At 38.5% G+C, this 20,718-nt stretch carries 25 protein-coding genes; 5 read left to right on the top strand and 20 right to left on the bottom strand.

The features are described 5' to 3' along the window. Window position 1 precedes the first annotated feature (1 nt). The 10 genes from RYX56_RS03275 to RYX56_RS03230 all read right to left on the bottom strand — a co-directional run bounded on the left by RYX56_RS03275 (window position 2) and on the right by RYX56_RS03230 (window position 9,959). Entirely contained in the window at window positions 2–469 is a 468-nt protein-coding gene (locus tag RYX56_RS03275; RefSeq protein WP_317120701.1) for a MarR family winged helix-turn-helix transcriptional regulator, read from the bottom strand. Window positions 470–644: 175 nt separating this feature from the next. Further along, window positions 645–2,444 (bottom strand): ATP-binding protein, encoded by a 1,800-nt coding sequence (locus RYX56_RS03270; protein WP_317120700.1) that lies wholly within the window; start codon window positions 2,442–2,444, stop codon window positions 645–647. Continuing rightward, window positions 2,444–3,160 (bottom strand): response regulator, encoded by a 717-nt coding sequence (locus RYX56_RS03265; RefSeq protein WP_047974002.1) that lies wholly within the window; start codon window positions 3,158–3,160, stop codon window positions 2,444–2,446. The genes RYX56_RS03270 and RYX56_RS03265 overlap by 1 nt, the downstream gene beginning before the upstream one ends. Window positions 3,161–3,298: 138 nt before the next feature. Next, window positions 3,299–4,486: a c-type cytochrome biogenesis protein CcsB gene (gene ccsB, locus RYX56_RS03260; RefSeq protein ID WP_317120699.1), complete on the bottom strand. Its 1,188-nt coding sequence runs from the start codon at window positions 4,484–4,486 to the stop codon at window positions 3,299–3,301. Window positions 4,487–4,501: 15 nt separating this feature from the next. Then, on the bottom strand, window positions 4,502–6,166 hold the full coding sequence (gene resB, locus RYX56_RS03255; protein WP_317120698.1) for a cytochrome c biogenesis protein ResB: 1,665 nt from the start codon (window positions 6,164–6,166) through the stop codon (window positions 4,502–4,504). A 14-nt stretch (window positions 6,167–6,180) separates the two neighbouring features. Beyond that, complete coding sequence (gene resA, locus RYX56_RS03250; RefSeq protein ID WP_317120697.1) at window positions 6,181–6,708, bottom strand: thiol-disulfide oxidoreductase ResA; 528 nt, start codon at window positions 6,706–6,708, stop codon at window positions 6,181–6,183. An 83-nt stretch (window positions 6,709–6,791) separates the two neighbouring features. Further along, entirely contained in the window at window positions 6,792–7,520 is a 729-nt protein-coding gene (locus RYX56_RS03245; protein ID WP_317120696.1) for a pseudouridine synthase, read from the bottom strand. A 171-nt stretch (window positions 7,521–7,691) separates the two neighbouring features. Then, a complete protein-coding gene (locus tag RYX56_RS03240; protein WP_317120695.1) occupies window positions 7,692–8,225 on the bottom strand; it encodes a spore maturation protein in 534 nt (177 codons plus the stop codon). Continuing rightward, complete coding sequence (locus RYX56_RS03235) at window positions 8,225–8,818, bottom strand: nucleoside recognition domain-containing protein (protein WP_317120694.1); 594 nt, start codon at window positions 8,816–8,818, stop codon at window positions 8,225–8,227. Before RYX56_RS03235 ends, RYX56_RS03240 begins: the two co-directional genes overlap by 1 nt. Further along, complete coding sequence (locus RYX56_RS03230; RefSeq protein ID WP_317120693.1) at window positions 8,808–9,959, bottom strand: D-alanyl-D-alanine carboxypeptidase family protein; 1,152 nt, start codon at window positions 9,957–9,959, stop codon at window positions 8,808–8,810. Before RYX56_RS03230 ends, RYX56_RS03235 begins: the two co-directional genes overlap by 11 nt. A gap of 219 nt (window positions 9,960–10,178) precedes the next feature. Between RYX56_RS03230 and RYX56_RS03225 the strand changes: the two genes are divergently transcribed. Beyond that, window positions 10,179–10,895, top strand: a complete 717-nt coding sequence (locus tag RYX56_RS03225) for a DUF421 domain-containing protein (protein WP_317120692.1) — start codon at window positions 10,179–10,181, stop codon at window positions 10,893–10,895. Here the strand turns inward: RYX56_RS03225 and RYX56_RS03220 are convergent. From RYX56_RS03220 to RYX56_RS03190, 7 genes are all read right to left on the bottom strand, one after another. Then, on the bottom strand, window positions 10,892–11,749 hold the full coding sequence (locus tag RYX56_RS03220) for a DUF421 domain-containing protein (RefSeq protein WP_317120691.1): 858 nt from the start codon (window positions 11,747–11,749) through the stop codon (window positions 10,892–10,894). The genes RYX56_RS03225 and RYX56_RS03220 overlap by 4 nt on opposite strands. Window positions 11,750–11,760: 11 nt before the next feature. After that, window positions 11,761–11,967, bottom strand: coding sequence for a DUF1657 domain-containing protein (locus tag RYX56_RS03215; protein ID WP_317120690.1), 207 nt, complete (start codon window positions 11,965–11,967; stop codon window positions 11,761–11,763). 11 nt (window positions 11,968–11,978) lie between these two features. Further along, a complete protein-coding gene (gene spoVAE / locus RYX56_RS03210; protein ID WP_317120689.1) occupies window positions 11,979–12,329 on the bottom strand; it encodes a stage V sporulation protein AE in 351 nt (116 codons plus the stop codon). Beyond that, window positions 12,326–13,342, bottom strand: a complete 1,017-nt coding sequence (gene spoVAD, locus RYX56_RS03205) for a stage V sporulation protein AD (protein ID WP_317120688.1) — start codon at window positions 13,340–13,342, stop codon at window positions 12,326–12,328. Before spoVAD ends, spoVAE begins: the two co-directional genes overlap by 4 nt. A gap of 1 nt (window position 13,343) precedes the next feature. Continuing rightward, window positions 13,344–13,823 carry a stage V sporulation protein AC gene (spoVAC, locus tag RYX56_RS03200; RefSeq protein ID WP_317120687.1) on the bottom strand — a complete coding sequence of 160 codons (480 nt, stop codon included), beginning with the start codon at window positions 13,821–13,823 and terminating at the stop codon, window positions 13,344–13,346. An 11-nt stretch (window positions 13,824–13,834) separates the two neighbouring features. After that, window positions 13,835–14,260 carry a YhcN/YlaJ family sporulation lipoprotein gene (locus RYX56_RS03195; protein WP_317120686.1) on the bottom strand — a complete coding sequence of 142 codons (426 nt, stop codon included), beginning with the start codon at window positions 14,258–14,260 and terminating at the stop codon, window positions 13,835–13,837. An 82-nt stretch (window positions 14,261–14,342) separates the two neighbouring features. Next, the gene (locus tag RYX56_RS03190) at window positions 14,343–14,546 is read right to left on the bottom strand and encodes a DUF1657 domain-containing protein (RefSeq protein WP_012958408.1); all 204 of its coding nucleotides are present in this window, start codon (window positions 14,544–14,546) and stop codon (window positions 14,343–14,345) included. Between the two features lie 113 nt (window positions 14,547–14,659). Here RYX56_RS03190 and RYX56_RS03185 point away from each other — a divergent pair, with 113 nt between their 5' ends. The 3 genes from RYX56_RS03185 (at window position 14,660) to RYX56_RS03175 (ending at window position 17,581) form a co-directional block, all read left to right on the top strand. Then, complete coding sequence (locus tag RYX56_RS03185) at window positions 14,660–15,178, top strand: hypothetical protein (RefSeq protein WP_317120685.1); 519 nt, start codon at window positions 14,660–14,662, stop codon at window positions 15,176–15,178. 118 nt (window positions 15,179–15,296) lie between these two features. Then, on the top strand, window positions 15,297–15,998 hold the full coding sequence (locus RYX56_RS03180) for a DUF421 domain-containing protein (protein WP_317120684.1): 702 nt from the start codon (window positions 15,297–15,299) through the stop codon (window positions 15,996–15,998). Beyond that, a complete protein-coding gene (locus tag RYX56_RS03175; protein WP_317120683.1) occupies window positions 15,995–17,581 on the top strand; it encodes an alkaline phosphatase family protein in 1,587 nt (528 codons plus the stop codon). Before RYX56_RS03180 ends, RYX56_RS03175 begins: the two co-directional genes overlap by 4 nt. A 41-nt stretch (window positions 17,582–17,622) precedes the next feature. Here RYX56_RS03175 and RYX56_RS03170 read toward each other — a convergent pair whose 3' ends face one another. From RYX56_RS03170 to RYX56_RS03160, 3 genes are all read right to left on the bottom strand, one after another. Further along, on the bottom strand, window positions 17,623–18,510 hold the full coding sequence (locus RYX56_RS03170) for a superoxide dismutase (RefSeq protein ID WP_317120682.1): 888 nt from the start codon (window positions 18,508–18,510) through the stop codon (window positions 17,623–17,625). Window positions 18,511–18,622: 112 nt separating this feature from the next. Beyond that, on the bottom strand, window positions 18,623–19,198 hold the full coding sequence (gene scpB / locus RYX56_RS03165) for an SMC-Scp complex subunit ScpB (protein ID WP_317120681.1): 576 nt from the start codon (window positions 19,196–19,198) through the stop codon (window positions 18,623–18,625). After that, complete coding sequence (locus tag RYX56_RS03160; RefSeq protein WP_317121299.1) at window positions 19,195–19,956, bottom strand: segregation/condensation protein A; 762 nt, start codon at window positions 19,954–19,956, stop codon at window positions 19,195–19,197. Before RYX56_RS03160 ends, scpB begins: the two co-directional genes overlap by 4 nt. 235 nt (window positions 19,957–20,191) lie before the next feature. On the opposite strand from RYX56_RS03160, the gene RYX56_RS03155 reads away from it, so the two are divergent. Continuing rightward, window positions 20,192–20,704: a DUF309 domain-containing protein gene (locus RYX56_RS03155; protein WP_317120680.1), complete on the top strand. Its 513-nt coding sequence runs from the start codon at window positions 20,192–20,194 to the stop codon at window positions 20,702–20,704. The last annotated feature ends 14 nt before the right edge of the window (window positions 20,705–20,718 follow it).

The following is a 20,718-nucleotide window of genomic DNA, read 5'->3' as shown; positions in this document are numbered from 1 at the left end:
ATTATTCTTCCTCTCGTCTATCCTCTTTCTTCAGTGACTCGCATTGAATATTTCCTTCTACTTTTTTTAACCACGATAAAAGCAAGGCTTTTTCTTCATCTGAAAAGCCAATCATTAAGTTTGATTCAAAATGATTCATTTCCTCCCAAAGCTCTCCTTCGATCGCTTCTCCCTTGCTCGTTAGATGAATATACTTTGCACGCTTATCGACATCACTATTTACTTTTTTAATAAAATCTTTTTTCAATAGCGAATCAATGACGCCATTCATTGTCGAGCCTTTAACAAATAACCTTTTTTGAAGTTCAACTTGAGTTTGAGCTCCATAATAGGCTAGTAAATAGAGTACTCTTGCTTGAGCTACAGTTAACTCAAACTCTGCTAACTTTTGGTTATATTGATTATGAATTTGATGAGCTACCAGACCAATATGATAGCCAATTCTATTATCCAGTTGCCTCAACGACATTAGTTAGCCTCCTAATCAAAAATTCCTTTATTATTGTATCAACTCAAAATAATTTAATCAATTTAAATGATTTACCACAAGAATACTATTAGGATACTAATCATTTATCGACTAAAAAGATGGCAGCAACCAATTGGTTACTGCCATCTAATAAATGTTTCAGATGAAACAAGATTTATCGGGATATTTCGTCTTCGTCGGTTAACAAGGAAGGAAGAAAGAAGGAAAATGTCGTACCTTCATCCATTTTGCTATGAACTGAAATTTGTCCTTTATGGGCATCGACAATATTTTTTGCAATTGCAAGCCCTAAGCCTGTACCCCCACGACCACGAGTCCGTGCTTTATCAGCCTTATAGAAACGTTCAAATACATATGGCAAATCCTCTTCCGGTATACCAGAACCTGTATCAATAACATCCAATTTGATACCTTGTTCAAATGGTCTTACCTTCAATGTTACTTTCCCATTTTCACTTGTGTGCCTAATAGCATTATGGATGAGATTAGTAAGAACCTGTTCGATTCGATCAGGATCAAATGCGACCTGCTGATCATCTCCTTTAATGTCTAACACTAACGTTACACCTTGCTCTTTTGCATAACCTTGAAACTTACGCACAATTCGATCTGTAAAAGCCCGCTGATCTACATTTTCTTTATGAAGCTCTATATGACCAGCTTCCATTCTAGCTAAATCAAGTAGTTCGTTGACAAGACGCCCCATACGTAATGATTCATCATAAATAATTTTAGCAAACTCTTTTTTATCTTCCTCAGAACCCGCTATGTCATCAATAATGGCTTCACTGTATCCTTGTAACATGGAAACCGGAGTACGCAATTCGTGAGACACATTCGCAATAAAATCTTTACGTAATTTATCATGGCGACGTTCTTCCGTCATATCACGAATAACAGCCACAGCTCCCCGTACATACTCTCTATCGTAGAGCGGTGTCATTAAAATAGCCCAGCTTCTACCTTGAACATCAATTTCAATCATTTGTTCTTTTTCGACTGAAACGACTCTTTGAAAAAGTTGTTGAACCGCTTGTGGTAATTCAGAGGCATCTTCAGTAACACCTTGTTCATAAAACCACGACTGCATAAATCGCTCAGCTGGAGGATTTGTGACAACAAGCTTACCTTTACGGTCTAACGTAATAACTCCATCTGCCATACTTACTAGAATTCTAGAAAGTTGCTCTTTTTCTTGATTAAGAGCATGAATATTCCGGTTTAATTCACGTCCCATTCGATTAAAAGCCATCGCCAGTTGACCGATTTCATCGTGGGTTAGAATAGGCACCTTGGTTTTAAACTCACCTTGCGCAACTTCTAGAGCAACTTGTCTCATTTTCCGAAGAGGTGCTGTAATTCTAGTCGATAAGAAAAAAGTAAAAATAGTCGTTAATACAATGGCAATTCCTGCTGAAAAATAAACTATTCTCTTCGTTTCATTTGACGTTTCTTCTATTGCAGACAATGATTGGTATAAAAAAACAGCACTATTCTCTAGTTCTGTTGGTTGAAGTGGGACTCCTACAACCATCATTTCTGTACGACTGAGTTCTCCGTCTTCTTGAAAAGGAAAGTCACCTTCCGTTGCAACTACTTGCTCCCCGTTAAAAACTTCACTCAATGTTGGATTAGCCATAAATAGTTGCGCATAAATGTCATCATTAGCGGCATTATTCGTTCCCCAAACCTTCGTTCCCTCCACAAAAATGAGCGCATGTGTTTCAAAGGATGAACCATATTGAGAGATTGTTCTAAGCGCATCGTCTTGTTCATCGTACCCATCAAAAATTGCGGCAATCATATTGGCATGATTCACTAGTTGTGATTCTGCTTCGTTCACATGAAAACGTTCAAATGATTGAAGAAGCAAGACCATCAAAATCGTTAAAACAACCGAAACAAGTAATAATATCGTAAACCATAGCTTCCCTACTACGCTTCGCCACAACATTATTCTTTCTGTGCCTCAAACTTGTATCCAACTCCCCATACAGTTGAAATCATTGCCGCTGCTTCAGGAGAAATACGGTTTAATTTTTCACGCAATCTTTTAATATGAGTGTCAACTGTTCTAAGATCTCCGAAGAAATCATAATTCCATACATCTTTTAACAGTTGTTCACGTGAAAAGACCTTATCCGGAGATTGTGCTAAGTAATGAAGCAATTCATACTCTTTAGGTGTTAAACTAATTTCATCACCATCAACAGATACGCGGTGAGCATCATTATCAATTGTTAAATGTTGAAAGACAAGAACATCTTTAGTTTGAGTATCCGTTTGTAAAAATTTCGTTGTAGAAGAGCGTCGTAAAAGAGCTTTTACCCGTAATACTACTTCTCGGGGGCTAAATGGCTTAACTATATAATCGTCTGTTCCGACTTCAAATCCTTGTACTCGATTTGCTTCTTCTCCTTTAGCTGTTAACATCATCACTGGGGTCGCTTTTGTCTTACGCAATTCTTGGCATACTTCAATCCCGTCCATACCAGGCATCATAATATCAAGCAAGATCAGGTCATAATCCACCTCAAGCGCCAAGCTTAAAGCTTGTTCACCATTCTCAGCTTCTTCCACTTCATATTGCTCTCTTTCCAAATACATCTTCAGGAGCCTGCGAATACGATCCTCATCATCAACTACTAAAATCTTTGCTTCTTTTTCCATATGTATGAAACCTCCTATTATGTAAATAAGATTCATTCCTTTAAGTGTAGCATGACCAATGATAAAAAATAAAATATCATGTTTTAAATAAGTAAACATAAAGAAAGACCCTCGCAAATCAACGAGGGTCTAAATCGCTTATGCGTATGAATGCAAGCCTGCAATGACCAAGTTAACGAAAACGAGGTTAAACATAATAATTGCAAATCCAATCACACATAACCAAGCTGAACGCTCTCCTTGCCATCCTTTTGATAAGCGAAGATGTAGATACGCTGCATAAAATAAAAATGTGACTAGAGCCCATACTTCTTTAGGGTCCCAACCCCAGAAACGAGACCAAGCAATTTGTGCCCAAATCATCGCAAAAATCAATCCACCTAGTGCGAATATTGGAAAACCGATCGCAATTGCACGATAGCTCACTTCGTCAACGGCTTGAGGACTAACACCTTTTAATAATGGTTGTATGGCCCCACCAAGACGCTTACGTAAAATCAATCGGAGGCCCACATATAAAATGAGACCTGAAATTAATGACCAAATCACAGTATTTAAGTCGTTACTACGAATAATCGCTGGTGCATTAAAAAATGGCTCCATTCTATTTTCAGTGATTAATTCACCTTCATTTGGTCCTACAAGAGGAGGAAGATTATATTCCACCTGAGCTTCTACGCCTTGTTCATTCACATAACTGAATGTAGCTTCATAGTTCATCGCATTGAAGAGGTACCCGATTAAAATGAAGCCAACTAAACTAATTAAGGAATACATGACAAATTCAAAAGCACGTGTTCGTTTGTTTGCTTTAGTAAAATCTAATGTACGAACTAAATAAACTAAACCAGCTGCCATACCAATTGATAACACACCTTGACCTAAGGCAACTGTGATAACATGAATCGTTAACCAACTGCTTTGAAGAGCTGGGATTAACGGTTCTACCTCTCTTGGGAATAATGATGCATAGGCTACAATCAACATAACGAGTGGTAAAGTAAACATCCCAAGGACATTCGAGCGATAGATTGCATAAATAACATTAAAGGCAATCCCAATGGCAATCCCAAGGAAGGTCATATATTCAAACATGTTACTGACCGGAGCATGTCCTGCGTGCACCCACCTTGTAATAAAATAAGCTATCGCAAATAAGGACGCTCCAACAGATAAGAGATACCCTATAAACCCCCATTTATTCCCAGTCATTTCTCCTGCCTTGTCACGCCATTTTCTACCGGTTACTGAAACAGCAAAGGTAATTGTCGCGGCAAGATAGAGGAAAAAGGCAACGTATAATAAATTTCCGCTTAAAGCTGCCATTTTTTACCCTCCTTGCTAATCTTCGTTCTTATTAGTTTGATTTGGAACTTGTACTTCTTTCTCTTTTTCCTCAACTTGATCGAGAGGAGACATTAAATTAGTTTCTTTGATCGCTTCATCAATGTCTTTACGTAAGGTTAGCCAATTCTTATTAGTGTGACCAGCAATCCATACCTCACCATTAATTCGTTGAACCCATACACGGCGATGTGCCCAATATGATCCTTGAATTAACCCGATCATAAATATAACTCCACCTGCAATGAGTATAGGCAATGTACGATCTTTTCTCACCCCAAGGGCCGTTACATTATTTGTTTCCACATCAACAAAGGTCATTTTATAGTCATTTTCACCAAGTGGTTCAAGGTTTTGACGAATACCTACAAAACTAACTTCTCCCTCAGGTGTATCTGGTGTAATCATTTCAAAAATAAAGACTGGATTATCTGGTATTTTCGAACGAGTTGAAGGGACATTATCGTTATTCAAGAAATAATCAGGGAAATAATCACGAATAATTACTTCACGCCCATCACCTAGATCATAACTCGGCTCAGGATCATACAGGTCAATATCCATTCGACCGTAAGTATCTCCGGTTTCTTTATTTTCAAGTGTGAAACTCATTGTTTTTAATTCATTCAACTTATAATCAAGTTGATAGAAATTAAACCCATCATGACTCATTGGGAAGTTCACTCGAATTGGGTGTTCAGCCACTTCTACTAATTCCCCAAGGTCACCTACCGTTTCCGCATCTGTTCGCTCATATAACCTAGCATCGGTTTGATAATTTTTAACGACCGGATTTCCTGAACGTTCGATAGCTTCACCGAATGTTTCATCATTTTCATCATAAAACTCTAATAGAAAACGATCATTTTCAATGTAGTATTGTCCCTCAGTTCCAGGAACAACTACTTGATCTCCTTCACGGATCCAAACATGCTCATCAATATACATTCCAGGAAAATAGCGAAGCATACATCCAATTAAAAATAGGATAAGTCCAATGTGATTAACATAAGGACCCCATCTTGCGAAACGTCCTTTTTCCGCTACAAGATTTCCATTTTCTTCAGAGATCTTGTACTTATTTGCTTCTAGTCTCTCGCGCACTTCACTAAACGTCGAATCTACTTCTTCTTGTGAAATGGAAGAAGTTCCAAAAACACGTTGACGCTTCATAAAATTGGCATGACGGGTCACTCGTTGTGTTTTCAAAGCACGGTGCAAAGGTACTACGCGGTCAAGGCTTGCAATAATTAAAGAAACTCCAAGTCCTGCCACTAAAAGCATGTACCACCATGAGCTATACAAATTATGAAGACCTAATAAATAATAAATCTCACCTAAGTATCCATACTCTTCAGCATAGTAGATTGATGGATTGGCTGTTGGAGGAATGTACATTTCTTGCGGAAATAATGTTCCGAGTGCTGAAGCTAATAATGTTAAAACAATTAGCCATATCCCCACTTTTACTGAAGAGAAAAACATCCATATTTTATCAATAATTGTTGTTGTGTATGTTTGTGAACGTCTTGCTACACCTTCATACCTCATATCAAGAAGTTTTTTCTGTTCTAAATTCTCCTCAATAGGCTTTCCGCACGACTCACAAATCTCTGTACCATGCGGGTTTTTGTGTCCACATTCACAGGTAACTTTTTTCATGCCTTACACCTCAATTAAGTACCCGGTTTTATCATTTCTAGAAATTCTTTTACTTGACCTTCCGTCATGCCACCAGTGTGCACCTTAACAATCTCGCCATGTTCATCTATCAAAATCGTCGTAGGCAGTGGTGAAATACCATAAGCATCACTTACGCGCATCCCCTTATCAATCGCAATAGGGAATGTTAGATTAAGACGATTGACAAATTGATTTACGGTCAACTCTGGCTCATTAACATTGACAGCCATAATCTCTACACCTTGTTCTTTGTACTCCTCATATAGATCTTCCATAATTGGCATTTCTTTTACACAAGGTGGACAGTATGTGCCCCAAAAGTTCAAGAAAACTCCCTGACCTCGATACTCATCTAATTCAAAGCGCTCACCTTCAAGGTCTTGTAATGCAAAATTAACTGCATCATTCCCCGCTCTTGCGACACTACGATCAGCAATAAAGTTTGAGTAAAACGTATAGACCAGGGCGATTGCAATTACTGCAAGTATGGACGTTCGCATAATTAAACGATTACGTTTCATTTTCTGTACATCTCCCCTTTCTACACTAAGTAAATAGTGAATAACACTATTATAGCGTTGTTCCTTTTCTACACTGTTTCACTTTATGACGGTTTCGTGACAGCTAATTCACGTAAATGCTTCACTTCAATTGGTTTCAGTGGACGTACATCTCCAGGATTCATTGTACGGATGTTCAAGAAACTGTATTGTTCACGTTTAAGTTTCATCACAGGGTGACCGATCGCTTCAAACATACGACGTACTTGACGATTTCTACCTTCGTGTATTGTTAATTGAACGATAGCCGTTTGTTTTTTCTTATCCATTGAAATGAGTTTGACTCTTGCCGGAGCCGTCTTGCCATCTTCCAACACCACACCATTTTGAAGTCTTTTTAATTCTTCACGAGTTGGAATGCCTCTTACCTTTGCTACATACACTTTGTCAATTTTAAATTTAGGGTGCATTAATTGGTTTGCGAATTCTCCGTCGTTTGTTAAAAGAATTAATCCTGAAGTGTCATAATCCAATCTACCAATTGGGAATACGCGTTGTTCAATATCGATAAAATCAGTCACCACTTTGCGACCTTTTTCATCTTTCACACTTGAGATCACACCCTGTGGCTTGTACATTAAGAAATATACTGGCTCTTCTCGATCAATTGGGACACCTTCAACCTCGATTTGATCATTCTTTGCATTCACTTTTACACCTAGCTCACGAACAACTTGCCCATTCACTTTTACTTTTCCTTCGGTAATTAACGTCTCTGCTTTACGTCTTGACGTAATACCTGCTTGTGCTATTACTTTTTGTAACCGTTCCATTCTATTCATTCACCTCATGTTCCATCATACTCCCCAAAGTAGTAATTCTCAAGCAGAAGACACATTGTCTACTAAGGGTTCATCTATTTGTCACCATTATCACCTATTAAAAGGAATTTTATTGCATTTAAAAAGCCTAACTCTGATAAATTATCAGTTTGTTAGGCTTTTTTATACACCGAATACGATCGAAACAATAACGATGGAAGCAATAATTCCAACAACATCAGCTAAAAGGCCAACTTTTAATGCATCACCCATCTTTTTAATTCCGACCGCTCCAAAATAAACCGTTAATACATACAAAGTTGTATCCGTACTTCCCTGCATGGTCGATGCTAGCCTTCCGATAAAAGAGTCAGGACCATACGTCGCGATAAGATCACTCGTCATACCAAGTGCACCTGTACCTGAAATCGGTCTAATCATAGCAAGAGGAACTATTTCTGAAGGTACACCTACAAGTTGCAACAATGGTTTCATGAATTCAATTAAAAACTCCATTGCCCCAGATGCCCTAAAGACTGAAATCGCTACAAGCATTCCTACCAAGTAGGGAATAATAGAGATTGCCATCCCAAATCCTTCTTTTGCTCCTTCGACAAAGGTTTCATAAGTGGGTACCCGTTTGTAAGTACCGTATAACAAAACAGTACCGATAAGAATAGGGATAAACCAGACTGAAACAACTGTTAATATACCCACTATACTCTCCCTCCTCTTACCCTACGGTAATAAAAATACCGATCGATCAGGATAGCACCTAACGTTGAGCATGTGGTAGCAAGGAGCGTTGTCCCTACAATTTCAGTTGGGGAAACAGATCCATAACTCATACGAATTGAGATGACAGTCGTTGGTATAAGCGTAATACTAGCCGTATTAATCGCAAGCAACGTAATCATTGACCTGCTAGCTGAATCTGCTCCACCATTTAGTTCCTTTAATTGCTCCATTGCTTTAATCCCCATCGGAGTCGCTGCATTTCCTAACCCAAAGAGATTCGCCGTCATGTTAGAGAGAATATAGCCCATTGCAGGATGATTAGGAGGCACTTCTGGGAACAGTTTAGTAGCAATGGGTTTCATTATCTTCGCTAACCCTCTTAACATTCCAGCTACCTGAGCGATCCTCATTAATCCTAACCAGAATACAAGGATACTGATCAGTCCTATACAAATAGCTACCGCATCTTTTGCTCCTGCAAAAATGGCTTCATTCACCTCTGCCATCGTCCCATTAAATGCAGCGAAAACGATTCCGATTACAAGCATGGCTACCCATATCTTATTTATCAAAGGTCCTCACTCCAAGCGTCATTGAGAAAATACTAAGAAACCTTGACCAAAACCCCTGTTTTTCTTCTACTTCAGGCGCATCATAATAGAGTGGCACTTGACCAATTTTCTCTCCAGAGAGCGTAACTTCTAATTTACCTACAGGTTGTGGTGGAATGTACCCTTCTCTTTTTTCTTCAGTCGGAGGGCGATAAAGGGTTAGTTTTTGTTCTACTAAGCCTACCTCAGATTCAAGTAAAGGGTATTCAAACGTGTATGGACTATACACATGATTTTTATAAAACTCGTCTTCTATATCTTTAAATTCGCCCTCTTCGACTAATGTTTTTAATGAATATGAATTAAATGCCCAATTAAAAAGATTCATGTGATCATGCCAATCACTTGGAGCATTTAACGTTACCACTATTAAATCAAGATCATCTTTCTTTGCTGTGGAAACCAGGGTCCTGCGAGCACGTTTTGTAAAACCAGTTTTTCCACCTGTTGAATATTGGTATAGCTCTGTTAATAAGCGATTTTTATTATGCCAAACTCGAATTTGCTCCCCATCCACTCGATGACTTTTCGTAGAGGATATTTCTTGATAGTGTGAGTTATTCATCGCGTATCTAGTGAGAAGAGCCATATCGTAAGCTGAGGAATAATGCTCTTCATGGTCATCTAGACCGTGAGGGTTTTGAAACTGAGTGCTTAACATGCCGAGCTCTCTTGCCTTTTCATTCATCAAATAGACAAATCCTTCTAAGCTACCTCCAACATGTTCAGCAATCGCTACTGCTGAATCATTCCCGCTTCTAAGCATTAAACCATATACTAAATCTTCTAATAAGATCTCTTCCCCAGCTCTTAAATAAATCGAAGATCCTTCTGTACCTTCTGCATTAGATGAGATCTTTACTAACTCTTTCATTTTGCCTGATTCAATCGCTAAAATAGCGGTCATGATCTTTGTAATACTTGCAATTCTTAGAGACTGTTCAGCATTTTTAGAATAGAGTATTCGTCCTGATTCTTGCTCCATTAGTATTGCCGCTTCAGCTGATACTGAAAAATTTCTAGCTTCTACTTGCGCTGGAGTTATAACGGAAGTAAGAAAGAGTAAACAAATAAGACCAAACGTTATTCCTTTTTTATGCATATATTATCCCCACCCCGTCTCGTTAGATATCTTTGATGAGTAGTCGACCTTCCTTACGAATTAGAGTCTAATCTACATATCTGTAAGACAAGTTTATGCATGAGGAGCCCATATATGACTTAAGTTTTGGACAACACCTTTCTGTATGCATACAGCTCCTTTAAGTAGAACATACTAACTGTTGATTCATTTCATATTAAATAGAAAGGGAGGAAAAATATGCTTTTTCAAGAATTTGCACTTGTGACCGGTCGTATTTTGACGATCCTCCCTTTATTGTTGTTTATGACGTTAACGATGGGGAAACGCTCAATTGGGCAAGTTCCTATCTTTGATTTCTTAGTTATTGTGACTTTGGCTTCAGTAACTGGAGCAGATATTGCCGACCCTTCTGTAAGTCACATCCATACAGCATATGCGATTGTCGCTATTGCACTCTTTCAAAAAATTGTTGCATTGAACGTGATTCGAAACCGTCCTTTTGGAAAATGGATCACTTTTGAACCGACCGTTGTAGTTAAAGATGGGAAAATTATAGTCGATAATGTCGCATCGATCCGTTATTCGATTGATAATATTTTACAGATGCTTAGACAAAAAGATGTATTTGACATAGGTGATGTGAAGCTTGCTATTATTGAAGCAAACGGGGATATTAGTGTACAGCGAAAACCGGAGAAATCCATTCCGAATATGGAAGATTTAGGGATAAATAAAAAGAATCTTGGTATTTCCTACCCAGTAATTATTGAAGGAAAGATGAGAGAAGAAGTTATGAAGGAATTAGGGTTAACAAAAGAATCACTCCGTAAACAACTAGAGGGGATGGGAGTGATTCGACTAGATACAATATTTTTATGCACCATCAATCATGAAGGAGATTTACAATTAGCCTTCTCAAGTAAAGATGAGTCACATGAACTTGTTCAACATTAAGAAGTATACGGCTTTAAAAGGTTCATAAGCTCCGTTATTTCTTTTTCACACCACTCATAACGTTCTTTTGATCGTTTATTATCTGTATCTAGGGCATACAAAGAAAAATCCGCTTGTACTTTTTTTAACCCAGCTGCAAGTAAAGCTAACTCAACTGGTTCTGGTACGGTTAATTGATCGTCAAATAAATCAACCGTTAATTGACCATCCTTATCTACTTGAGCAAGGAAAACATTTTCAACAGATGCATCTATTTTGGCAAGTTCAGTTTCCAACCATGTACGGTTCAACCCTCTTGTAGCTAATGGCTCATCCATAATTTCGCCATCCTTAATGACGGTCTCCGGTTCTTTTGTGGAAGCAACTTTCATCTGTAGTGCACTTGGATTAAGTGGTTGCTTGTCAGATTTCAGTAATACATTTAATTCTCCATTCGACTCAAGAACGGCAAATTCAACATCTGCTGTCTGAAAGACATCCTTTGAACGCAACCTTCTAAGAAGTTCATCGCTCGTTACATGTTGCTTTGTCATGTTATCTTCTAGTATTTTACCGTCCTTAATGAGAGGAACACCTCGTCCATACATAAACGTGCGAAAAGACGCGCTCTTCTCTACTAAAATTGATAAACCAATGGTAAATAAACCCCATACAACAAGTGCTGTTAACACAAAGGCAATCGGTATTTGAAGATTAAATGCTCCAATTGCTCCAATGATCGTCATGCCAGCAACTAATCCAAATTCAAAAGAAGAGCATTCTCCTATTGGTTTGCGAATAAACCCTTTGGAAAAGGCGAACAAAATAATGATGACACTCACACTGCGGATTACGACTTCTAGCCAGCCAGGCATACTACCCCTCCTTAGTTCCCTTTATATTGTGGCTCTTCATGCTCTAAAAACATGATCTGCTTCTCTATTTCACTAATAATTGTTCTCGCTTTCAAAGAAGCTTGATGATACACTTTTTCAGACTCGTTATCTGATGATTGTAGGGCTAACTTTGATAATGTTGCTTCGATCCCTTTTAATGAGTAAAGTGTCCCTTTCACTTGTGATGCTACAGACATAATAGACGCTCCTAACCTTTTGGTTTAAAAACAAGAGAAGCCAGAAAGCCAAAAATAATAGCGGCTGATATCCCAGCACTTGTCACTTCAAAAATACCAGTAATCACACCGATAAGCCCATTCGTTTCTGCTTCAGCCATTGCACCGTGTACAAGCGCGTTACCAAAGCTTGTTATTGGAACGGTAGCACCGGCTCCAGCAAAATCAATTAAGGGCTCATATAGCCCAAACCCATCTAATATTGCTCCTGTAACAACGAGTGTGCTCATTGTGTGCGCTGGTGTTAACTTTCCCACATCCATTAATAATTGACCTATAACACAAATCAACCCACCTACTATAAATGCCCAGAAAAATATCATGATATGAGCCCTCCCGCTTCAATTGCGACTGCATGCGCAATACAAGGAATCGTCTCTTTTTGCTGAAAGGATAATGGAGACAACAAGGCTCCTGTTGCTACAATGAGCATCCGTTTAATCTCTCCACGTTTCATTCGATTCAGTAAATGCCCATAAGTGACTGAGGCAGAGCATCCAGGCCCACTAGCACCTGCTAATACTGGTTGACCTTCGCGATAAATCATCAGGCCACAATCTTGAAACACTCCTTCTGCAAGATTCATTCCGCGTTCTTCTAACATTTCTTTGGCAATTGGTAATCCAATATGTCCTAAATCTCCTGTAGCAATTAAATCATAATGATCGATTGGCAGCCTAAGGTCACGGAAATGCGATTCAATGGTATCTACTGCAGCTGGTGCCATTGCACCACCCATATTAAAAGGATCCGACATCCCCATATCAATAACTTTACCTATCGTAGCAGACGTAACAACAGGACCTTCCCCTTGCTTGGAGACAACAGCAGCACCTGATGCAGTAACAGTCCATTGTGCAGTAGGTGGCTTTTGCCCACCATACTCAGTGGGATATCTAAATTGCTTTTCAGTCGCTGCATTATGACTTGTTGCAGCTGTCACTACATGATTTGCTCCGTCTGCATTCACTAAGAATGCCGCTAATGCAAGTCCTTCCATTGAAGTTGAACAAGCACCGAACATACCGAGGTATGGGATACAAAGCATTCGGCAAGCAAAACTTGATGGAGTCAATTGATTAAGTAGATCGCCCGCTAACATAAATTGTATATCGCCGTTCGTTAACTCTGCTTTTTCAATGGCTCTAGTTACAGATTCCTCTAATAACACTCTTTGAGCTTTTTCATATGAATCCTGACCTAACCATAGATCTTCATGGAGAAGATCAAAATCATTGGCTAACATTCCATTCGCTTCAAATGGCCCACCTACTACCCCAGTAGAAGTGATAACAGGCTTGTTCTCAAACACCCACGATTGATGACCTTTTAACATCCTATAACCCTCCCCACTGAATAAGAATCGTCTTAACAATTGCAATCAAAAAGGCTGCCACTGTCCCAAAAACGATAACCGAACCGGCTAATTTGAACATATTACCCCCAACACCGAGTACATAGCCTTCTGTACGATGCTCGATAGCCGCAGATGCTATTGAGTTTGCAAACCCAGTTACCGGAACAGCTGTACCTGCACCGGCAAATTGTGCGTATCGATCATACACACCGAAGCCAGTTAGTAAAACGGAAAGAAAGATTAAAACTGCCACTGTAGGGTTCCCTGCCGTTCGTTCTGTAAAATCAAAAAAAGTAAAAAACATCGTTTGGATGCCTTGACCAAAAACACAGATTAATCCACCAATCAAAAAGGCTCGGATGCAATTTTTCCCTACAGGTCGTTTTAATTCATGCTTTTGAGCAAGGCGTTGATAGGCTTGTTGAGTTGGTGTAACATTTTTCATCTTACTAGAAGACATATTCTCACCTCCTACCCTTTCATTTTTTCTTCTAATTCTTTTAATTTGGTTGAAAAACGCTTTTCACTAATCGTTTTCTTCTTCAGCTCTTGCTCTAACTTTTCTAATTCCATATAAATTTTCTTATCAGTCGAGACATGAACGGTCTCTTTTGGAAAGCGTTTCGCTACGTTCTCGTGACCCCGCTTTCTAATATCATTTAAGTGAAAACGATCAAAGTGCTTCACACGCGGAGCTAAGTAAATACCCTGTTCATTTACCACACCTTTTACTTCTAGGACCTCTTCCATTGATAATAGAATTTGTTTGGCTTCATCTGCCTTTTCTTGAGCCACAATAGTCTGATTTCCTACCTGCAGTGGTTGAATCGTTTCAGCTTGTGGACCACATCCACCCAAAATCATTACACCAATTATGATTGCTATGAAATGTTTCACCTTCACACCACCCTTTCTTTTGATAAAATGATGTATGTAAAAGCTAAGCATCTTTCGGAAGGATGCTTAGCGCCGTTTAAAATTATTGTTTATATTGCGGTTCTTCTTGCTCAATTTCTTGAAGACGCGGATTTAATCCGTCAACAATTCCTTGAGTTTGCGTAGCCAGTTGTTGAAATAATTGCTTCGCTTGTTGATTGTCTGTTTCAAGAGCAAATGTTTCTAGACTTGCCTGTGCACTTTTTAAACCTGAGATTGTTTGTTTCATTTTGTTCGCTACAGTCATCATGTCACACCCTTTCTCTTTAGCATCGTTAATAGGATGAAATAAAACCGTCCATTTTATTAGATACAATTTTTGTAAATTGTAATTATTGAACACATAGAAAGGAATTTATCATGTCAATCTCTTCACTAATTATTTTTATATTTTTGATTGGAAATACAGTGCTTCTATTCATTCTTCTTATTAAACAGAACAAGCAAGCTCATGAAAGACTTCATTTAATTGCACTAATCCAAAAGGAACGGGAGCGTTATAATAGCGAGAAAAATAAAGAACTGGCTAAAGAACAACGGACCCATATGCTCCTTCTAGCACTACGAATTAGAGAGGCAGTTGATAAACAAACCGAAGACATTCATGCAAGGGTGATTGAAGACGCACCTTTAGAACATGGAATGAGTAACGAAGAGATGGCTCGTAGTTTCTCAACAAAACAAGCTCTAGCAGTGGAGAATCTCTTCATACTATTTCGTAATTACGTGGATACCTATTGGTTAACAGAACAAAAGCAGCCGAAGAATCTCTTTCGAGGTACTAAAGAAGACCCTTCCTCTGAACTATCCCAACTACACAGTGCTTCACGTCAACTAGTTAAAAAAATAGACCAGCTTTTAATTGATATTCAAAAATAAAAATAAAGAAAAAGCCCATTCAAAAGTAAAATACATTCTGAATGGGCTTTATTACTTTTATCATAAAAACAGTTATTCTGTTAACACTAAGGAGGATTAAATTTAAAGGGGTATTGCTGTGCATACTAATTTCCTATCGCTGACCACAGAACTACTTGTCGGTTTTTTTGCTTTATTAGTGTTAACGAAATTGTTAGGTAAAAACCAAATAACACAGCTCACACCTTTTGATTTCATCTCAGCACTTGTATTAGGGGAGCTCGTCGGTAATGCGATTTATGATAAAGAAATAGGTCTTCATTATGTCCTCTATGCAATCGTGTTTTGGGGTACATTAATTTATTTTATCGAAATGATTACTCAAAAATTTAGAGGTTCGAGAGCCTGGCTCGAAGGCACACCTTCGCTTGTTATTTCTAAAGGGAAAATACAATATGAAGAGCTCAAAAAAAACAAACTTGATTTAAATCAACTACAACATCTCTTACGCGAAAAGGACGTGTTTTCAATACGAGAAGTCCAATATGGCATTCTTGAAACAAACGGATCCGTAAGTGTACTTAAAAAACAACCTTTTGATACTCCTATCAATAAAGATTTAAACATACCTGCAAAATCAGTCACACTTCCGATCCTGCTTATTCTTGATGGAGAACTTATTCCTGAGAGCTTAGGATTATTAAACCAAAATGAAGAATGGCTCACAAAAGAACTACTTAACAGAGGAATCCCAGGTGTAAATGCGGTATTATACGCTGAATGGTTAGACGGAAAAGGATTTGAAATACAGACTTATGAACGAAAGAAGGGTAAAAATTGAGGATATATCTTTTACTATTATTATTTAGCATTTTTCTAATTCTTAGTAGTTGCCAAAACACATCGAATGATTCTCCTAAAGGAGCTAGTATTCAATCTAATGATGGCCCTTCGAAGAAAATTATTGTTGTAATGGTCGACTCCATGAAGCCTGAATTGGTTAGAAAAGGAATAAAAGAAGGACGAACCCCCGCCATTGCTTTTTTAAGTAATCATGGAAAAGTGTTTAATGACTTAATTTCACCGTTTCCTTCTATGTCTGTAGTCATCGAAAGTTCCCTTATTACTGGTGTAGGACCAGAAGATCATCACATTCCAGGTTTGATGTGGTATAACCAAACGGAAAACCGACTTGTCGATTACGGAACTACTACTTATAGAACTTTCAAACTTGGGACTGAGCAAATACTTGAAGACTCCCTTTCGAATTTAAACAACCTACATTTAAATCCTGAAATCTCTACTATATACGATGATGCTTCCACTTTAGGGGCAACAACTGGCTCATTTAACATGTTGCTATATAGAGGACCCAAAGAACATACCTTAGCCATTCCCCCTCTTGTCCATCATGGTCTACACATGAAAGATAAATATAAAACAAAAGGACCGGACTTACTAGCATTCGGTAAGCTTATTAAACCAACAGCTGCAAAGGACCAATCATTTCCAGATGAGATCTACAATCAATATGGCCTTAATGATCAGTATTCAACAGAGGTCATCCAAGCTTTAATTAAGGCAAATCAACAACCTGATTTTCTAATGGCTTTCCTTCCTGATTTTGATAAAGAGGCTCATGAGCATGGACCTTATTATTTAGATGGTTTTGCCAAAGCAGATTACCATTTACAGACGATCTTAAATAGTTATTCAAGCTGGGAGGAAGCAATTGAAGAAAATATATTCATTATCCTGGGCGATCATAGCCAAGTGAAGTTATACGGTAAAGGGGAAGGAACTGCTATTGAGCTTGAGCCACTATTAGAGCCATGGACGATAGCCAATCTTTTAGATGATCCAATAATGGGTGACTTTATTATTGCAAATAACCACAGAATGGCTTACCTGCATAAGACCGATTCGAACATTTCGTTTGAAGAGGTAGCCTCTCAGTTATTAAAAGATGAACGAATTGATCAAGTGGCATGGAGAGATAGTGATTATACTCTTATCCAAAAAGGGACTACCCCTACAAGTCTCCTGTTTAAAAAGGGAGGACCTTGGAAGGATCAATACGAACAAACCTGGTCATTAAAAGGTGATGTAGATGTATTAGATCTTTCGCTAGATGATAGTACGAAAACTGTGCAATATGGCAATTACCCAGATGGTCTAGAGCAAATACACTCTGCTCTGAAAAGTCAAGAAGGCTCATTAATTATAACAGCCAAACCAGGCTATATTTTAAAAACAGAAGGAGCCCCTGTGCATTATAATGGAGGTGAACATGGAGGTCTCCATGAAGAAGATACGAAAACGGTCTTAATTGTTACCGGAACTGATCAATACCCAACCTCTCGAAGAATAAGGGATTTAAAGCCATATTTTTTATCTCTGCTTAAGCAGCCTTCTGAAAACTAGAAAAAGTAAGGGATAAGTGATTACTCTTATCCCTTATTTTCTTAGGAGGGGTGCCATTGTACTCCTCTAGCAGTCTCATAGCGCCTCTTGACTTCAGGCCAATGAACGGTATTCCACCAATTTTTGATGTATGGTTTCCTTTCATTTTTGTATTGCAAGTAATAAGCATGCTCCCATACATCTAATACGAGTAATGGAATTTGATCCTGTTGAGAAAGGTTCTGGTGCTTTTCTGCTTGTAAGATTTCAAGCCGTCTAGACCTCGGTGACCATACAAGGATCGCCCACCCTCCACCTTCAACAGCGTTAGCAGCTGCTGAAAAATGTTCTTTCATTTTATCAAAGCTTCCAAAATCAGTCTGAATTTGATCAAGCAATTCTCCATCTGGCTCACCTCCACCTTCAGGACTCATTACCTCCCAGAAAATAGAATGCAAATAATGACCTGCACCATGAAATGCTGCTTCTCTCTCCCAATGTTTAATTAGGTCATAATCTCCTGACCGTCTTGCTTCTTGCATTTTTTTCTCAGCTTTATTTAATCCATCGACATAGCTTTGATGGTGCTTGTCGTGATGAAGACGCATGATTTCTTCTGAAATATAAGGCTCTAATGCATTATAGGGATATGGGAGAGGAGGCAATGAGTGCCCCCCTATCGGAACGGGACTATTCCCAAGTTCGCTTCTAGTTTCCCCTATCATTTGATTCCATGCTTTAAATACTTCCAAAGCTGAATGTTCTAATTTGTCCTGATATTCTCCTTCTATTCGATAATCTTCTTCTAATGTGTCTAATAGCTGTGTAAGGCTCCGAATGAATGGGGATGTTTTCTCCTGTCCCACTTGCCCCTCAATAAAAGCTCCTTGCGTATTCCATATGTCTTTTAATTGGTGCGCCCATTCTACTAGCTCCTTCTTATCGTTCATCAAATCACCCTCCCTTTGTTTACTAATCGTTAAATCCTATGAATAAAGAGACTTTTTGTGAACTTGACTACCTAAAAAAAGCATGGCTCACAGGGAGACATGCTTAGAAAGATTACAATCCTTCTTCCATATTTTTAAAAAATAAGTCAGCTTCTTCTTCCATATCATCCTCTAGATCCTCTGGTAAAGGTGGAAGTTCATCTAAATGCTTTAACCCAAAGTGATCAAGGAATTGAGTCGTTGTACCATATAGGATTGGTCGACCAGTTCCAGCTACTCTGCCCACTTCTTTAATTAATAATTTTGAGGTGAGGGAGTGTAAGGCCCTCTCAGATTTCACACCGCGAATATCATCGATATCCGCTCGTGTAATTGGTTGTTTATAAGCAACAATAGCAAGAGTTTCAAGAGCAGCTTGTGAAAGTCCTGAATGCAAAGGGGATGTCGCTAATTTCTTTATGTAGGAAGCATGTTCGGGTTTCGTCTGAAAACGAAATGCACCTCCCACTTCAACGATTTGTAATCCTCGTTCTTGTTCTTTGTAAGTAGCCTCGAGATCGTTTACAACATCTTTAATCGTATCAACCTCTAATTCTATTACTTCAGCCAGTTGCTCATAAGTCATACCATCATCACCCGTCACAAACAACAAACCTTCAATAATGGCTTTTATTTCTGAATGAGTCACTCTAAAGGACCTCCTTCCTGTTTAAAAATAGTTATATCAGAAAAATTCCCCTCTTGTTCGCATCGAATGGTTTTCGTTTTCATCAGTTCGAGAATGGCTAGAAAGGTAACAACTACATGACCTTTTTCAGGAACCGGAAACAAATCCTCAAACTTACATGAGTGCGAAGGAAGGTGGTTAATAAACTCAATCACTTCATTCATTCGATCTTCAATGGAATATTCTTGATTTTTTACGGTAGTCATCCGAGGGGCTTTAAGAGACTTGCGCTTCATAAGTTTTTGATAAGCAGAGAGCATATCATATAAAGAAACCCCTTGAATGGCTACCTCGCTCTTATCTGCCTCACTGATTAAAGGTTCAAGGTCTTCTGGTGGTCTTGTATGTACGAGACTTCTCTTTTCTTCTTTTTCTTTCAGATCAGTCGCAGCTTCTTTGTATTTACGGTACTCAATTAATCGATTCATTAATTCATCACGCGGATCTTCCTCTTCCATCAAAATCTCCTCATCAAAGAGTTCTTCTTGTTTAGGGAGCAAGGTCTTGCTTTTAATCGCCAGTAGAGTTGCTGCCATCACTAAATACTCACTTGCTATATCAAGATGTAATTCCTGCATGGCTTGCACATATGTCATATATTGGTCCGTTATAGGGGCGACCGGAATATCATAAATATCAACCTCTGCTTGGTTAATCAGATGAAGGAGTAAATCTAGAGGCCCTTCAAACGTTTCTATCTTCACATTGTAAGGATTTATTTCATTAGAATTCAATTCATTCACCACTAGCCTCGATTTTTTTGCGCTAGAGGAGATTATACCACACTTCTAAACATCGTGTAACAGGCAAAGCAACTGGGGTTATAGTCAGTAATATAAAAAGAATTTGACCTTTCCAACCACCCGTTTCCCTTACATTGGATAACGATTATTGTTAAAATAAAGGTCACCTCAACAATTGGTGCTGAATTGTTCAGCTAAAGGAGTTTTTACGATGTATTCATCTGCATACCTTGATTATTTAATTGAATTTCACGCAACTCGTGATTATTTTGAATGTCATGAGATTTTAGAAGAACATTGGAAGCAAGACCCACCTGGGAAAAGAAAGCTACATTGGGTAGGTTTGATTCAGCTAGCTGTTGCCCTTTATCATGAACGAAGAAAAAACATAATAGGCGCTAAACGGATGTTTCGGAGCTCGCTTCGAATTATTGAGCTAGAGCAAAAAGAGTTTGAACTGCTTGGAATTGATGTTGTCCTACTAAAAAAAATGATTCTCGATCGCTTGAACCAAACAGATGCAGTGTTTATCGATTTTACGATACCAATTATTGATGACCAATTGTTACTAGAGTGCGAGAAGCTTTCTAGTGAGCGTCAATTAATATGGGGAAAGAAAAGCTCCCTTGAACTAGATCGACTTATTCATAAGCACACATTACGTGACCGAACAGATGTCATTGAAGAAAGACAACGAAAATTACTTAAAAAACAAAAAAAGTAGGACGCTCCCATTTA

This window comes from Alkalihalophilus lindianensis (genome assembly GCF_032843265.1).
GTDB lineage: Bacteria > Bacillota > Bacilli > Bacillales > Bacillaceae_D > Alkalihalophilus > Alkalihalophilus lindianensis.
Note: the sequence above shows the minus strand (reverse complement) of the source record. Positions and strands in the feature narration are given on the sequence as shown.

Coding starts and splice junctions, on each gene's coding strand:
- resA (WP_317120697.1), bottom strand. CDS start 6,708: ATGAAACGTAATCGTTTAATTATGCGAACGTCCATACTTGCAGTAATT.
- RYX56_RS03230 (WP_317120693.1), bottom strand. CDS start 9,959: ATGCATAAAAAAGGAATAACGTTTGGTCTTATTTGTTTACTCTTTCTT.
- RYX56_RS03155 (WP_317120680.1), top strand. CDS start 20,192: ATGTATTCATCTGCATACCTTGATTATTTAATTGAATTTCACGCAACT.
- spoVAC (WP_317120687.1), bottom strand. CDS start 13,823: ATGTCTTCTAGTAAGATGAAAAATGTTACACCAACTCAACAAGCCTAT.
- RYX56_RS03190 (WP_012958408.1), bottom strand. CDS start 14,546: ATGACTGTAGCGAACAAAATGAAACAAACAATCTCAGGTTTAAAAAGT.
- RYX56_RS03275 (WP_317120701.1), bottom strand. CDS start 469: ATGTCGTTGAGGCAACTGGATAATAGAATTGGCTATCATATTGGTCTG.
- resB (WP_317120698.1), bottom strand. CDS start 6,166: ATGAAAAAAGTTACCTGTGAATGTGGACACAAAAACCCGCATGGTACA.
- RYX56_RS03265 (WP_047974002.1), bottom strand. CDS start 3,160: ATGGAAAAAGAAGCAAAGATTTTAGTAGTTGATGATGAGGATCGTATT.
- ccsB (WP_317120699.1), bottom strand. CDS start 4,486: ATGGCAGCTTTAAGCGGAAATTTATTATACGTTGCCTTTTTCCTCTAT.
- RYX56_RS03170 (WP_317120682.1), bottom strand. CDS start 18,510: ATGAACGATAAGAAGGAGCTAGTAGAATGGGCGCACCAATTAAAAGAC.
- RYX56_RS03185 (WP_317120685.1), top strand. CDS start 14,660: ATGTCAATCTCTTCACTAATTATTTTTATATTTTTGATTGGAAATACA.
- RYX56_RS03245 (WP_317120696.1), bottom strand. CDS start 7,520: ATGGAACGGTTACAAAAAGTAATAGCACAAGCAGGTATTACGTCAAGA.
- RYX56_RS03215 (WP_317120690.1), bottom strand. CDS start 11,967: ATGTCTGTAGCATCACAAGTGAAAGGGACACTTTACTCATTAAAAGGG.
- RYX56_RS03220 (WP_317120691.1), bottom strand. CDS start 11,749: ATGCCTGGCTGGCTAGAAGTCGTAATCCGCAGTGTGAGTGTCATCATT.
- RYX56_RS03270 (WP_317120700.1), bottom strand. CDS start 2,444: ATGTTGTGGCGAAGCGTAGTAGGGAAGCTATGGTTTACGATATTATTA.
- RYX56_RS03225 (WP_317120692.1), top strand. CDS start 10,179: ATGCTTTTTCAAGAATTTGCACTTGTGACCGGTCGTATTTTGACGATC.
- spoVAD (WP_317120688.1), bottom strand. CDS start 13,342: ATGTTAAAAGGTCATCAATCGTGGGTGTTTGAGAACAAGCCTGTTATC.
- spoVAE (WP_317120689.1), bottom strand. CDS start 12,329: ATGATATTTTTCTGGGCATTTATAGTAGGTGGGTTGATTTGTGTTATA.